Source organism: Nocardia sp. NPDC102475, from assembly GCF_055584605.1.
In genome coordinates, this window is the sequence record NZ_JBVJLS010000009.1 from 40,809 (window position 1) to 54,669 (window position 13,861).

15 protein-coding genes are annotated in these 13,861 nt (G+C 65.5%); 4 read left to right on the forward strand and 11 right to left on the reverse strand.

Annotation, left to right across the window (positions count from 1 at the left end; translation table 11 throughout):
* Positions 1-42 precede the first annotated feature (42 nt).
* A complete protein-coding gene (locus tag ACZ60G_RS17900; protein WP_465811196.1) occupies positions 43-1,095 on the reverse strand; it encodes an NAD(P)-dependent alcohol dehydrogenase in 1,053 nt (350 codons plus the stop codon).
* Positions 1,096-1,280: 185 nt separating this feature from the next.
* Here ACZ60G_RS17900 and ACZ60G_RS17905 point away from each other — a divergent pair, with 185 nt between their 5' ends.
* Positions 1,281-2,399: a S1C family serine protease gene (locus ACZ60G_RS17905; protein WP_465811197.1), complete on the forward strand. Its 1,119-nt coding sequence runs from the start codon at positions 1,281-1,283 to the stop codon at positions 2,397-2,399.
* Here the strand turns inward: ACZ60G_RS17905 and ACZ60G_RS17910 are convergent.
* The 10 genes from ACZ60G_RS17910 to ACZ60G_RS17955 all read right to left on the reverse strand — a co-directional run bounded on the left by ACZ60G_RS17910 (position 2,396) and on the right by ACZ60G_RS17955 (position 10,977).
* Positions 2,396-2,962 (reverse strand): vitamin K epoxide reductase family protein, encoded by a 567-nt coding sequence (locus ACZ60G_RS17910; RefSeq protein ID WP_465811198.1) that lies wholly within the window; start codon positions 2,960-2,962, stop codon positions 2,396-2,398. The two genes, ACZ60G_RS17905 and ACZ60G_RS17910, sit on opposite strands and share 4 nt — an antisense overlap.
* Complete coding sequence (locus tag ACZ60G_RS17915; RefSeq protein WP_465811199.1) at positions 2,959-3,750, reverse strand: DsbA family protein; 792 nt, start codon at positions 3,748-3,750, stop codon at positions 2,959-2,961. The genes ACZ60G_RS17910 and ACZ60G_RS17915 overlap by 4 nt, the downstream gene beginning before the upstream one ends.
* 126 nt (positions 3,751-3,876) lie before the next feature.
* Positions 3,877-4,722, reverse strand: coding sequence for a polyphosphate kinase 2 family protein (locus tag ACZ60G_RS17920; protein ID WP_465811200.1), 846 nt, complete (start codon positions 4,720-4,722; stop codon positions 3,877-3,879).
* Between the two features lie 39 nt (positions 4,723-4,761).
* The gene (locus ACZ60G_RS17925; RefSeq protein WP_465811201.1) at positions 4,762-5,457 is read right to left on the reverse strand and encodes an ESX secretion-associated protein EspG; all 696 of its coding nucleotides are present in this window, start codon (positions 5,455-5,457) and stop codon (positions 4,762-4,764) included.
* The gene (locus ACZ60G_RS17930) at positions 5,454-6,119 is read right to left on the reverse strand and encodes a hypothetical protein (protein WP_465811202.1); all 666 of its coding nucleotides are present in this window, start codon (positions 6,117-6,119) and stop codon (positions 5,454-5,456) included. The genes ACZ60G_RS17925 and ACZ60G_RS17930 overlap by 4 nt, the downstream gene beginning before the upstream one ends.
* Positions 6,120-6,122: 3 nt before the next feature.
* Positions 6,123-6,542 (reverse strand): hypothetical protein, encoded by a 420-nt coding sequence (locus ACZ60G_RS17935; protein WP_465811203.1) that lies wholly within the window; start codon positions 6,540-6,542, stop codon positions 6,123-6,125.
* A gap of 134 nt (positions 6,543-6,676) precedes the next feature.
* On the reverse strand, positions 6,677-7,309 hold the full coding sequence (locus ACZ60G_RS17940) for a class I SAM-dependent methyltransferase (RefSeq protein ID WP_465811204.1): 633 nt from the start codon (positions 7,307-7,309) through the stop codon (positions 6,677-6,679).
* Positions 7,310-7,312: 3 nt separating this feature from the next.
* Positions 7,313-8,566 (reverse strand): saccharopine dehydrogenase family protein, encoded by a 1,254-nt coding sequence (locus tag ACZ60G_RS17945; RefSeq protein ID WP_465811377.1) that lies wholly within the window; start codon positions 8,564-8,566, stop codon positions 7,313-7,315.
* A gap of 27 nt (positions 8,567-8,593) precedes the next feature.
* Complete coding sequence (locus ACZ60G_RS17950) at positions 8,594-10,033, reverse strand: ABC1 kinase family protein (protein ID WP_465811205.1); 1,440 nt, start codon at positions 10,031-10,033, stop codon at positions 8,594-8,596.
* 263 nt (positions 10,034-10,296) lie between these two features.
* Positions 10,297-10,977, reverse strand: coding sequence for a TetR/AcrR family transcriptional regulator (locus tag ACZ60G_RS17955; protein WP_465811378.1), 681 nt, complete (start codon positions 10,975-10,977; stop codon positions 10,297-10,299).
* A 234-nt stretch (positions 10,978-11,211) separates the two neighbouring features.
* Between ACZ60G_RS17955 and ACZ60G_RS17960 the strand changes: the two genes are divergently transcribed.
* From ACZ60G_RS17960 to ACZ60G_RS17970, 3 genes are all read left to right on the forward strand, one after another.
* Positions 11,212-12,540, forward strand: a complete 1,329-nt coding sequence (locus tag ACZ60G_RS17960) for a DUF445 domain-containing protein (RefSeq protein ID WP_465811206.1) — start codon at positions 11,212-11,214, stop codon at positions 12,538-12,540.
* A gap of 104 nt (positions 12,541-12,644) precedes the next feature.
* The gene (locus ACZ60G_RS17965; RefSeq protein WP_465811207.1) at positions 12,645-13,145 is read left to right on the forward strand and encodes a helix-turn-helix domain-containing protein; all 501 of its coding nucleotides are present in this window, start codon (positions 12,645-12,647) and stop codon (positions 13,143-13,145) included.
* Positions 13,142-13,795, forward strand: a complete 654-nt coding sequence (locus ACZ60G_RS17970) for a heparin-binding hemagglutinin (RefSeq protein ID WP_465811208.1) — start codon at positions 13,142-13,144, stop codon at positions 13,793-13,795. Before ACZ60G_RS17965 ends, ACZ60G_RS17970 begins: the two co-directional genes overlap by 4 nt.
* Positions 13,796-13,861: the final 66 nt, after the last annotated feature.

The window sequence follows — 13,861 nt, forward strand, 5'->3', positions numbered from 1 at the left end:
CCAAGCTAGCGAACCGGCGACGAATCGGCGCAGCGACACGGACTAGATCGTTGCGGCGTCGATCACGAACCGGTACCGCACATCACTCGCGACGACCCGGTCATAGGCGCCATCGATTTCGTCGGCGGAGATCAGCTCGATCTCCGCGCCGATCCCGTGTTGGGCGCAGAAGTTCAGCATCTCCTGAGTCTGTGCGATACCGCCGATATTCGAGCCGGCCAGCGCCCGTCGATATCCGGTCAAGGTGAAAGGCTTGACGCTCAACGGGTTCTCGGGCAGGCCGAGGATCACCAGGGTGCCGTCCAGTTTCAGCAGGCGCATGTAGTCGTTGATCGGCAGATCGGCCGAGACCGTATTGAGGATCAGATCGAAGCGGTTGCGCAGCTCGCGGAAGATTTGCTTATCGCCGGTCGCGTAGTAGTGGTGCGCGCCGAAGCGTTTGCCGTCGTCCTGCTTGCTGAGCGAATGGCTCAGCACGGTGACCTCGGCCCCCATGGCCGCGGCGATCTTCACCCCGACGTGCCCGAGACCACCCATGCCGATGATCGCGACCTTCTTACCCGGTCCCGCATTCCAGTGCCGCAGCGGGGAGAACAGCGTGATGCCCGCGCAGAGCAGCGGCGCCGCCACATCGAGTCCGATGCCCTCCGGAATCGACAGCACGAAGTTCTCGGTCACCACGACCTGGGTCGAATAGCCGCCCATTGTGTACCCACCCGGCTGGATAGACGAGTCCACCGCGGCGTTGTAGGTCATGGTGGCCCCGTTGTCGCAGTATTGCTCCTCATTGGCCAGACAGGGACCGCAGACGCCGCAGGAATCGACCATGCAGCCGACGCCGACCCGATCACCGACCCGATGCCTGGTCACCTCCGGACCGACCGCGGCGACAATGCCCGCGATCTCGTGGCCGGGGACGCACGGGTATTTGGCGCCGCCCCATTCGTCGCGGGCGGTGTGGATATCGGAGTGGCAGATGCCCGCGTACTTGACATCTATCAGCACATCGCGCGGTCCGAGCTCGCGTCGCTCGATCGTGAGCTTCTCGAATTGCCCATCGGGCGCGGACATCGCATACGCAGCAGCAACGCTCATGCCTGCGCCCCGCTGGCGCTCGGCTTCGGCATGCGCGTTGCGCGCTGCGACATGATTCGCTCACTGCGTTCACTCATGCGTACATGCCTACCGCCGCAGCGGAGGTTTGCCAAACGCAGCGCCGAATAACGATCTCCGGCCACAATGGAATTGGTCAAAGGCCCAGCCGGAGGCGGGAGAGCGGCATGGACGACGAGCGGTACCGTGCGCCCGAGCGGCAGCGAGACGGTGGCGGGCGGGCGTTGGCGCTGTTTGCGGCCGTCCTGCTCGCCGTGGCCGCATTCTTCGGTTTCCGCGGTGAACTGCCCGACTGGTCGTCGCCCTCGGGTGCGGACAACTCCCCGCCCGCCCTGCTCGAGCCGCTGCCGCCGCTGGACCCGGTGGCGGTCGCACATGCCGTCGAACCGGCGCTGGTGAATATCAGCACGTCCGCGCGGCCGTTCGGACTCGGCGCGGCCGGAACCGGGATCGTGCTGACCACCGACGGACAGGTGCTGACCAGCCATCATGTGGTCAAAGGCGCCGAAACCGTGACGGTCACCGATGTCGGCAACGGCATCGTCTACGACGCGACGGTGCTCGGCTACGACGCCGGTGCGGATATCGCGCTGCTGGAACTCACCGGTGCCACCGATCTGACGATCGCACGCATCGGCCGCTCCGCCGAGTTGCGCGTGCACGAGGATGTGCTGGCCATCGGCAATGCGGGCGGCGCGGGCGGCACGCCGACCTCGATCCAGGGCAATATCACCGATCTGAACAGCACGATCGTCGCGCTCAATGCCTCCGATCTGACCCGCAAATCGCTGACCGGGATGGTGGAGATCGCGGCGCCGGTCGCCGCGGGACAGTCCGGCGGCGCACTCGCCGATCCCGGTGGCACGGTGGTCGGCGTGATCACCGCCGCCTCCGGGGAGACCTCACGCGAGGTCGGGCGCACCCCGAACGGCTATGCGGTGCCGATCGACACCGCGATGCGGGTAGTGGGCCAGATCCGTTCTGGCACGCCCACCGAAACCGTGCACATCGGGCCGACCGCGACGCTCGGCGTACTGATCTCCGATGCGAAACCGAACGGGGCGAAGATCGATGTCGCGCTGTACGGATTTCCGGCCTACGCCGCCGGGCTCGTCGAGGGCGATGTCGTCACCTCGATCGACGGCCGTGACATCACCACCGCGAAGGCGCTGCGGGCCGCGATCAATGTGCACAAGCCGGATGACACCGTTGCGCTGGATGTCCTCGGCGCAGGCGGGGCGCAGCGCACGATCACCGTGGTGCTGGCGCTGGGCACACCGAACTAGACCAGCGACAGCCAGTAATCCTGGAACTTCAGGAAGATCAGCAGCAGCACCACGGCGTAGAACACCGCGACGAACGTCCACCGCCACTCGACGACGATCCGCATCGGCCCGCGCGCACCACCCCACACCTGCTCGGTGGCCACCGCGAGCAGCGGCGTGATGATCGCCCACACCACCATGCAGTACGGGCACAGCGCGCCGATCCGGTACAGGCTCTGGAAGATCAGCCAGCAGATGAAGACCGTGCCGAGCACGGTCCCCGCCCACAGGCCGCCCCAGATCCAGCGCGGAAAGCGCACATTGGCGACCGCGAGCACCGCGAGGGTGACGACCACCGAGAAGCCGACGATGCCGATGATCGGATTGGGAAATCCGAATTTGGCGGCCTGTTCGGTGGTCATCACGCTGCCGCAGGACAGGATCGGGTTGATGCTGCACGAGGGCCGGTAATTCGGATCGGTGAACAGCTTGAACCGCTCGATGGTCAGCGTGACCGAGGCGAGCCACCCGGCCAGCCCGCCGATCAGCAACACCCAGGCGGCCCTGGAAGAGGTGTTGTTCACTTGGCCGCGGCTGCCGCGATGACCGCTGCCATCGCGTCGGGCTTGAACTGACCGTTCGACAAGGCGAGGTCCTGGCTGTTCACCTGGGTGCCGTTGACGAAGACCGTCGGTGTGGATTGGACGCCGCTGTTCAGCACATCCTTGGTCTTGGCGCCGATGTACTTGTTGTAGCTGTTGTCCTTGATGCACTGCCCGACCGAATCGGGAAGGCCCGCGCCCTTCGCGATCGTGATCAGCTGGTCATCGGTCAGACCCGCACTGCCCTCGGCGGGCTGCTGCTCGTACATGGTGGCCAACCAGCCGAGGTACTTCGACGGATCCGCTTCGGCGACGCAATACGCCGCATTGGCCGCGCGCGAGGAGTACTTCGTGGTGGAGGCCTTGTCCAGGAACGAGATGATGTTGTATTCGACGATGGCTGTGCCATTGTCGACGGCGTCCTTGATGACCTGGGCGTTGGCGGCCTCGAAGGCCTTGCAGGCCGGGCACTGCAGGTCGGCGACGACCCGGACGGTCACCTTCGCATCCGGCTTGCCGATGCGGACCGCACCGTTATCGGTGATGGTCGCGGTGGCGCCGTTGGGCAACTGGCTCACGGCGGCGGCGATGGACGGGGTGGCACCCAGATCGTTCTTGTTCGCGTTCTTCACCGCGATACCGATGCCGATCGCCGCGATGAGCCCGACCAGCACGACGGCCACACCCACCTGGATCAGGATCTTGCGGTTGCGGTCGGCGCGCTCCGCCGCCGCGAGCGGATTCGTTTTACCACCCGGTTTATTGCTCACCGTGCGTTCACCACGCCTTTCGCTTGCCTGCCGGTTACCTGCCGCCACGATGGTAGATCCGGAACTCTCCCGGGGCGTGGACGGGCACGGCCACATCATCCGTGGTCAACCTGAGAGCAACCTTGGTCAGGCTTCGGCGAGGCGGCGCTGCTGCTCCTGGACATCGAACAAGGCTGGTGGCCAGTCGAGCTTCAGCCCGTCGAGTGCGTCGATCAGCAGTTCGGTGACCGCGAGGCGGGCGAACCACTTGTGGTCGGCCGGGAGCACATGCCATGGGGCGTAGTCGGTCGAGGTGCGGTCCAGCATGACCTGGTAGGCCTCTTGATAGGCGGGCCAGTAGCCGCGTTCGTCGATATCGGCGGGGTTGAACTTCCAGTATTTATCCGGTCGGTCCAGCCGTTCGCGCAGCCGCTTCTTCTGCACGTCGAGGGAGACGAACATGGCGACCTTCACCAGCGTGGTGCCCTGGTCGACCAGTTCCCGCTCGAAGGCATTGATCTCGTCGTAGCGCGGTTCCCAGACCTCCGGCGGCACCAGATTGTGCACCCGTACGACCAGTACATCCTCGTAGTGCGAGCGGTCGAAGACGCCGAGTTGACCGGCGCGCGGCAGTGCCTTGCGGATACGCCACAGGTAGTGGTGGCTCTTCTCCTCCTCGGTCGGAACACCGAAGGAGGCGTGGTCGACGCCCGACGGATCCACCGAGCCGATGACGTGGCGGACGATGCCGCCCTTGCCTGCGGTATCCATCCCCTGCAGCACCAGCAGCACGCTGCGGGTATCGCCGGAACGGCCGTTGGCGTAGAGCTTCTCCTGCAGATCCGAGAGCACGCCGGCGCGTTCGATGAGCAGCTTCTGGGCCTGCTTCTTGTCACCTTCGAATCCGGGCGTGCCGGAGGCGTCGAGATCAGCGATGCGCAAGCCATCGGCCCGCAGAGCCTCGATGGGCGGCAGAGACCATTTCTTCGCCATCGGTAAATCTTATGGCTGAATTCGTGGCCGGCGACGGGGTCAGCGGATTTGGGCTAGGCGGAGCAGTTGCTCGGCGAAATCCTCGTCGGTGACCGGGGTCAGGGTCAGCTCGTGCGAGGTGGTGAGCAGATAGCGTCCGTCACCGGTGAAATCGAGCCAGCTACGGTGCCGGGTGGGCGGCGACATCGGGTTTTCCGGTTCCACGGTCACGGTGATGAAGCCGCGACCGTCCACCGGTTTTCGCAGGATCTGGCGGAACCGGGCGGCGCGGCGATGGCCGTTGGTCGCGCAGTCGCCTTCGTCGGAGTTCAGGACCGCGTCCTGCGGCTCCCGCATCGGCGCCAGCTTGCCCGGCTCGGCCGATCCGATGATCTCGACCAGATGTTTGCCGAGGCTGCGAACGTGGCACATGCGCACCGTCACCTTGTCGATGTCGGCGATCAGAATGCCCGCGTGGTTGTGCACGACCGCGGCGAAAACGAGGATCCGCTTGGCGCCCGACTCACCGGAGACGGTGATGGTGGTGGCATCGGAGCGGGCGCACAGCATGAGCGCGGCCGCCAGATCGGCATCGGCCTGGCGGGCGAAGCGCTGGGGTAGTCGCAGTGCGGTGTATTCGGATTCGGTGCGGACCGTGGCGGCGGGTGCCAGGTTGACCGGGTAGGGGCGGCGGTCCAGGCTCGTTTCGTTCTCCCAGACATGCGTGAATTCGTCCGGGGTGAATACCCATTTCACCGTGCGCCCCCGCTGCCGGCATTCGGCCGCGCGATCTGTGGGCCGCCGGGCGGTGGGGTGAACCGGGGGACACGGTCGCCGGATGCGGGCATGATCGGGGTGTAGACATAGGTCATCGTGTCCTGGACATCGGCCTGCGCCGTAGCAGCGGCCATGTCGTGGTCCATCCTGCGTTGTCCGCCGTGGATCGTTTCGGCGGCCGGATCTTCCAGAGCACGATACTGCGGCGGCGGCGGAATCGCCGCTCGGATGGCCTGTGCCGCATCGGAATTGAGCTCCATCAGGCGCTGTACCGCGCGGCAGACATCATGCGCCTCGGTACCGGCGCGGACGAATTCGCGGGTGGCGCGCAGCGCGGCATCGGCGGAACGACCCGACCAGTGCGCGAATTCGCGATTGGTGGCATCGGAGAAGGCCTGGAATGCCTCGGCGACCACGCTGGCATCGGCGCGCCAGGCGTCGGCGACCCGGCCGAGAGCCGCGGGATCGATGACCTCGTGCACCAGATCCCAGATCTCCTGGTGTGTATAGGCGCCGAACAGTTCGCGCTCGGGTGCGTATGGGGGATCGGTTCCGCCGCTTGCTGATCCGGCGGAGGCGGCGACGGCGCGCTGCTGGACCCGGATGGCGTCGGCGGCTGCCCTGGTGACGGAATCGGCCATGGATCAGTGGTTTCCGTCGGTCTGTTCGCCGCGCGGCGACTCCAGGTAATCGGTGATCAGTTGCAGGGCGGCACGATTTGCGGCCTCGGCATCCTCGAAACGCTTTCCCGCGGCCAGATAGGCGGCCTTGTAGAGCAGCGCCGTTTCCTGGAATGCGGTGACGGTGTCGAGGAATTGAGTGCCCTTGTCGCCGAAGCCTTTTGCCAGGCCGTGGCCCGTCGGCAGGTCGGGAAAACCGGATACCTCGGTGACGAGATATCCGGCGGCCGTTGCCTTTTGCAGATCCTCGACGAGCTTGTCGCATGCGGCGGCGAGGTTTTCGGCGACATCCTCGGCCAGCTCGAAGGGTTCCCCGCCGCTGGTTCCGGTGGCGGCGGCATACAACTGCCTGGCCATCCGCTGACCGGTATCCGGTACCGCCATCTGGGTCGCCCCCTCACGTTCGGTCCACCCACCGCTTGCGGGCACTTTACCGTTCGGTAGCGACCGGTGTAACCCGCTTGTGCTCGTCCCTCGGCGTCGCACCCATGTGATGTGGCGCACGACAAAGTGGATCTCTAGCGCAGGCGGGTGGCGCTGATGTACTGCAGCAGGCGGTGGACCTGTTGATCTATATCGATCAGGCCCGCATCGGCGAAGAGCTTCGGGAAGGTCTCGTCGTCGAAGACGCGCAGTCCGCTCCAGCCGCCGACGACCCGGCTCGCACGACCGAACGGGTTGTCGGCGCGGTGACTGGTGGTGATGGCGATGCGGCCGCCGGGGGCGAGGACGCGGATCATTTCGCGGGTCGCCGCGATCGGATCGGGGATCAGATAGAGCGCGCCGAAGCAGCAGACAGCGTCGAAGGTGCCGTCCGCGAAGGGCAGGGTGCGCGCGTCGCCACGCAGGTAGCCGACGCGCGGGCCCGCGTTATCGGTGACGGCTCGGGCCAGCATCGGTTCGGAATAGTCCAGACCGATGGCGAAGCCGTCGCCGTCGAGAGCATTGCTCAGATAGCGAGTGAAGTTGCCTGGACCACACGCGATATCGAGCACCTTCTTGGACCCGTCGAGACGCAGCGTGGTGACGGCGTCGCGACGGTCGGCGGCTGTGCTGCGGCCGCTGGCCAGATAGAACAGTGCAGGCCGCCAGGCCTTTTCGTAGATGGAGGCGAGGGCGGGCGCGTTCATGGTGCGTCGAGCGAGGTTCACCGACTACGTCCGCTCGACCTCGATGGTCATGCCCGCGGCACGCAAGCGATCGGTGAGTGCGTCGCCCATCGCGGCCGCAGGGGTGAGGATGCCCGCCAATTCGGGCTGCTTCGCACCGTCGAATGCCAGGCACAGTCCGGCCTGTCCGAGCATGACGGCGGTGGCCTGGTAGCCGGGATCGCCTGCGCCGGAGAAGGTCGCCACGTATTTCGCGCCCGAGGAGGTGCGCGCGTAGGTCTTCATGCTGAACCAGCCACTGGTGCGTGCCTGTTCGCTCGGTCCGGTGCCGGGCTTGGGCACGATCCGGTCGAGCAGCTTGCGCCCCACCGCGACTCGCGACAGCACCGCACCGGCGGCCATGGTCGCCACGATGCCGCCCGCCATACCGGCGGCCACCAGCGGTGCGGCGGCCGATTTGCCCGCGTTCATCACCTCGCGGTAGCGGAAGTTCTTGCCGTAGACCCAACCGAGCAGGCCGTTGGTGCGGCGCACGATCTTGGTGTTGTGCGCGGCCATGACGAACGTGCCGACCCACCCGTCCAGGCTGGGGTCGATGGTGCTCGCGCGCTGCAGCGCCTGATCGGTCTGACGGCCGACATTCGGTTCCATCGACTTGTCCGGGCTGAGCGAATACGGGTGGCTCATCACCGAACCCTTGGCCGGATCGGCCGCGATGGCCTCCATCATGGCCCGCCCCGAGTCGATGGTGCCACCGCTCACCCCGCCCTTCAGCGAAGCGATCAGGGTGGTGTCCTCGAGCTCGCCCGTATTGTCCGCGACGGTGCGCTTGTACAGCTGGTACACACTCACATCCGACGGAATCGAGTCGTAGCCGCAGGAATTCACGATCTTCGCGCCGGTCTGCACCGCCTGCTCGTGGTACCGATCGATCGCGTCCCGGATGAACAGCGGCTCACCGGTGAGGTCGGCGTAGTGGGTGCCGGCCTTCGCACAGGCGGCCACCAGCGGGATGCCATAGCGCAGGTACGGGCCGACGGTGGTCACCACAACCGTGGTTCGCGCCGCGAGTGCGTCGAGTGCGGCCTGGTTCGTCGAATCGGCAACTACCAGACCCCAATTCGCGGCGGCCGGGCCGAGTTCGTCACGGACCGTTGTCAATTTGTCGAGCGAGCGTCCCGCCAGTGCGATGCGCGCCTCGGCGGGCGCCGCGCCGAGCAGATACTCCGCGGTGAGCTTGCCGACGAAACCCGTTGCGCCGAACAGCACCAGGTCGAATTCTCGGTTGTCTGCCATGATCTTCCGTTCGATAGCCGCTGTGGTGAATTACTTGGTATCGGAACCGCGCGTGGTCGGCTTCTTCGCTCGCGCCCGCGGCTTCTTGGTCGGCGTCGGTTTGCGCTCGATCAACCACTCCCGATGCGCCTTACCCAAATCGGTGACCGGCGCCTCGTCGTAGAGCCATTCGCGGGAAATCTTGTGCCAGTTCGCGGTGCATTCGAGCTGACCGAGCATGCCGAAGGTGAGGAAGTCGGCACGCCGCGAGAACAGATGCTCAGGCGGCAGATTCTGTTGCTTCATCCCGGCGAATTCACTGGCTCGCGGATCCACCGCGAGCAGAAACGCGCCGCTGGCCAGTTCCGGGGTAATGGTGAGCTCTTCATCGAGCAGACACCATTCCGAGGCCGCGAGCACGTATTCCAAGCATTCCTCGGCACCGATCTCATCGGGCGAGTCGATGACGCCGCGCTCGATCATCAACTGCCGCAGGTCTTCTGCGCGATCCTCGGCCGCCGCACGCAGGCAGATCGTCTCGAACCGCACATGTTCGGGATCCATCCGGTTGAACAGGCCGAAATCGAGGAAGCCGATCCGACCGTCGTTGGCCAGCAACACATTTCCCGGATGCGGGTCACCACAGAATTCGTTGAAGCTGAACAGCGAACCGACATAGAAGCGATAGATGATCTCGCCGATCCGATTGCGCTCGGCCGCGGGCAACTGCCGGATCTCCTCGAATCCCTTGCCTGCCACATATTCACTGACCAGCACCCGCGTCGTACTGAGTTCGGGCAGTGAACGCGGCACCACGATGAACGGGTGCCCGGCGTAGAGCTCGGCGATCTGGAGCTGGGTATCGGCCTCGGCGTGATAGTCGAGTTCGCTCTCCATATTCAGCCGCAACTCGTCGAGTACGGCGGGCGTCACCCACGGCATCGCCGATTGCAGTACGCGCCGGAACATGGCCAGATTCTTGAGATCCGCGCGCACCGCCGCATCGATGCCCGGGTACTGCACCTTGACCGCGACCTGACGTCCGTCGTGCAGCCGCCCCAGATACACCTGCCCGATCGAGGCCGCGGCAATGGGCTCGGGCTGGAATTCGGCGAACACCGCGTCGAGCGGCTGCCCGAAGTCCTCCTCGATCACCTGCCGCATCGACTCGAACGACACCGTCGGCGCGGCATTGCGCAGCACGGCGAGTCGTTTCTGGAAGCGTTCGCGATGGCTCTCGGGCACCAGATCGAGATCGAGCACCGACATCATCTGGCCGAGCTTCATGGCCACGCCCTTCATGGTCCCGAGGACCGTGACCACCTGCTCGGTGGTGCGGATCATGGACTCCTCGGCCATCTTCGCGCGCACGGCCGCCGACCGGCCCCGCATGGATAGGCGTGTGCGCTGGGTTCGGATGACCGAACTGGCTGCCACCGCTCCCAGCTTGGTGCCACGAGCAAGCCGAGAAGTCGGCACTTGCTTCGCCATCGAGGTACCTCCATTGGTGCCAGCGGTCGGAGCGACGGGCGCGCAGGCGGCAGCTTGCGTAACCACGTAGCGACCCGCGCAGACCGCCATCGGCGGAGTGCGCGGGGCGGTGACGTGGGACACCCGCGTACCGCTCGGCTTCAGAGTAGCCAAACTCGCGGCAATGTCGAGACCGCCGTCACTATTTCAGCTAGCGCCCCAGCTAGCGGCCTGTTAGCGCGCGAAGTCGGGCGATTGATCAGTCGGCGATCGCCAGCTAGCGCTCAGGCGCCGGTTTGCGGCGGGTCCGGCAGGATGTGCGGCTGGGCGTTGAAGATCGCCCGGGAGCCGCCCGCGCGCGCCATGCCCTCGATGGCGCTCCAGGCCATCATGGTCAGGTAGTCGATGACTTCCTCGCGCGACATCGCCTTATCCGTGGTCCACCAGTGCGTTGCCAACTGGATGCCGCCGACGAGCACATACGACCACAGCAGCGCGCCCTCGGTCTCGAAGCCGTGCTCGGCGCCGCGATCGATGATGACCGTGGTGACGACGTCGGCGAAGAGCTTCTCGAATTCGGCGAGCGAGGACTGATCGGTCGAGCCGTTGCCCATGATGAACCGGTAGACCTCGGGGTCCTCGTCGACCGTGCCGACGTAGGCGGCCAGGGCCGAACGCACCAGGTGGTACTCGTCCGCGTCGAGGCTGATCGCTTCGTACACCCGCGGCATCAGGGTGGTCTCGATGAACCGCTGCATGGTCGCGTGGACCAGGTCGTTCTTATCCGAGAAGTAGCGGTAGAGCACGGTCTTGGAGACACCGATCTCCGCGGCGATCTCGTCCATGCCCGCATTGCTGCCCCGCGTGCGAATAGCCGCGAGGGTGCCGTCGACCAGCTCTTCGCGGCGGTCGATCTTGTGCTGCCGCCATCGGCGCTTGCGTCCGTCCGTCCGGCCGGTGCGCACCGCCGCCGGTCGTTCGGCAAGCTCGCCGACATCGACAAGGTCATCGGTGGACAGCGTGAGCTCCCTCGTTTGTATGGGTTCGTGGACCACCAGCTTAGGTCCAGGCAACGACCGACATGCGCGTTTGGGTGTTGGTTGCGACAGGTTGCACATAATCGGGCCATTCGGCGTCGGTTGCGTGTCGCTTGCGATCGGCTCGGAGGTCGGTCGGTAACACACAGCAGAATGGGTGTCATGGAGAAAGCTCCCGGCGACATCGCGGTGCTGGATGCGCCCACGTCCGCACCACCGACCAGTTTCGCGGCCTTCGTCGACGAGGCGGGCAAGCGCCGCGATCTGTTCAAGATGAAGGCCCTGGCCACCGGGTTGTTGGCGTTCGCGACGGCGGTCTATCTGTTCTGCCGCTGGTTGGAATCACGCGGGGCGGGCGATGATTGGGTCGGTTACCTGCGGGCCGCGTCCGAGGCGGGCATGGTCGGCGCACTCGCCGACTGGTTCGCCGTGACCGCGCTGTTCCGCCATCCGCTCGGCCTGCCGATCCCGCATACCGCGATCATCAGGAAGAAGAAGGATCAGCTCGGCGCCAGTCTCGGCGCCTTCGTCGGTTCGAATTTCCTTGCCCCGGATGTGGTCTCGGCGAAGGTGAATTCGGCGCAGGTCTCCTGGCGGGTGGGGCGCTGGATGGCCGATCCCGGACATGCGGGCCGGGTGGCGCAGGAGAGTTCGACCATTCTGCGCGCGGTGGTCGGGGTGCTGCGGGACGAGGATGTCGAGCAGGTCATCGACAACACCATCGTCAAGCGGATCGCCGAACCGCTGTGGGGTCCGCCGATCGGCCGGGTGCTCGCCGAACTGCTCGCCGACAATCGGCAGTTGCCGCTGCTCGACATGCTTGCCGAGCGTGCGCACCAGTGGGCGCTCGGTTCGCAGGAAACGATCGACCGGATCGTTTTGCGAGATGCGCCGCAATGGGCTCCGAAATTCGTAAACATTCTGCTTTCAGAACGGATCTATCGGGAACTCGTCGAGTTCACCTGGAAGGTGCGGTCGAATCCGGAACACGAGGTGCGGCTCGCGGCGAATCGGTTCCTCGAGGAATTCGCCTACGACCTCCAGCACGACGACGCCATGATCAAAAAGGCCGAGCGGATCAAGGCGCAGATCATGGGTCGCGAGGAGATCACCGGTATGGCCGAGGCGACCTGGCGCGCGGCCAAGCGGCTGATCCTGGAATCGGCCGACGATCCGAACTCCACGCTGCGGCGCAAGGTCGCCGAGAATGTGCAGCAGCTCGGGGAGCGGCTGCGCGACGATGCCGAGATGCGCGCCAAAGTCGACGATTGGATCGATCGCGGCGCGCGGTATCTGGTGGAAAACTATGCGGAGGAGATCACCACTCTGGTCACCGACACGGTTGCCAGGTGGGATGCCGAGGAAGCTAGCAAGAAGATCGAATTGCAGGTTGGGCGTGATCTGCAATTCATTCGCATCAATGGCACGGTCGTCGGATCGCTGGCAGGGCTGGCGATCTACACGATTTCGCATTTGATGTTCGGCGGCTGACCGCTACGCCGCTGAATGTTTGCTGGAGGGGTGCTTACAGCGTGCTTGCAATAGCTAGCACCCTGCTTTAGAATTGGAAACGTACAACCGCCAGAAGGTGAGTGATGGCAGACCAGCCCGAAGGTTCCGCCGAGTACACCGACGATTCGCAGGAGAGATCCAGCGTTGTCGGCGAAAAGGCGGCGCGTGTGGCCAACGCGGCACACGACATCGGAGGTTTCATCAGGGCACAGCGAGAAGCCGCGCAAGTCTCGTTGCGTCAGCTCGCCACCCTGGCGGGAGTGAGCAACCCGTATCTCAGTCAGATCGAGCGCGGATTGCGTAATCCGTCCGCCGAAGTACTCGCGCAGATCGCCAAGGCACTGCGCGTCTCTTCGGAGGTGTTGTACGTACGGGCTGGCTATCTCGAGCAGCGGCCGCACAGTCCGGTCCGGGATGCCCTGCTTGCCGATACGTCGATCAGCGAACGGCAGAAGCAGGTGCTGCTGGACATCTATGAATCGTTTCGCCGGGAAAACGGAGGAAGCGAACCAGGGGGGAACGAGTGGGACAGCGACGTTCCGAGCACATCACCAACTCCGCCACGCCAGGAGAACGAAGAATGACCGAAAACGCAAACATCAAGCCACTGTTCGCAACCGTCGGTGCCGGTGACGCCGTGTACGCCGCGGTTGTCGACGCGGTCACCCAGGTGCGTGAGCGCGCCGCCTCCACCGATGTCAGCGGTCGCGTGGAAGAAGCCCGCGAGCGCTTCGCCAACGTGCCCGCCGATGTCCGGGCCCAGTTCGAGACGCTGCGCGAGCGGCTGTCCGGCCTGCCCTCGGAGCTGCCGGAGGACCTCGCCGAGCTGCGCGAGAAGTTCACCCCGGAGGAGCTGAAGGCGCTCGCCGAGAAGTACTACACCCAGGTCCTGGACCTGTACGCGGATCTGGCCGTGCGCGGCGAGGAGACCGTCGAGCGGCTGCGCGCCAACCACCTCGTCGAGGATCAGATCGAGCGCGTCGAGACGCTGTACAAGGATGCGGCCAGCCGCGCCGAGGATGCGCTCGCCAAGGTCAACGAGCTGATCGGTCGCCCGGCCAAGGAAGAAGAAGAGGCCGAGGTCGAGCCGGTCGTCGAGGCCGAGGTCCTCGAGGTGACCACCGAGACCGACCCCGCCGCCGACGACGTCGCCCCGAAGAAGGCTCCGGCCAAGAAGGCGCCTGCCAAGAAGGCCCCGGCGGCCAAGAAGGCGGCGGCCCCCAAGAAGGCCTGACGCCTTCCCTTCTCCACGCTGACGACCCCGCACACCGACGTGTGCGGGGTCGTTGCTTCTATGATG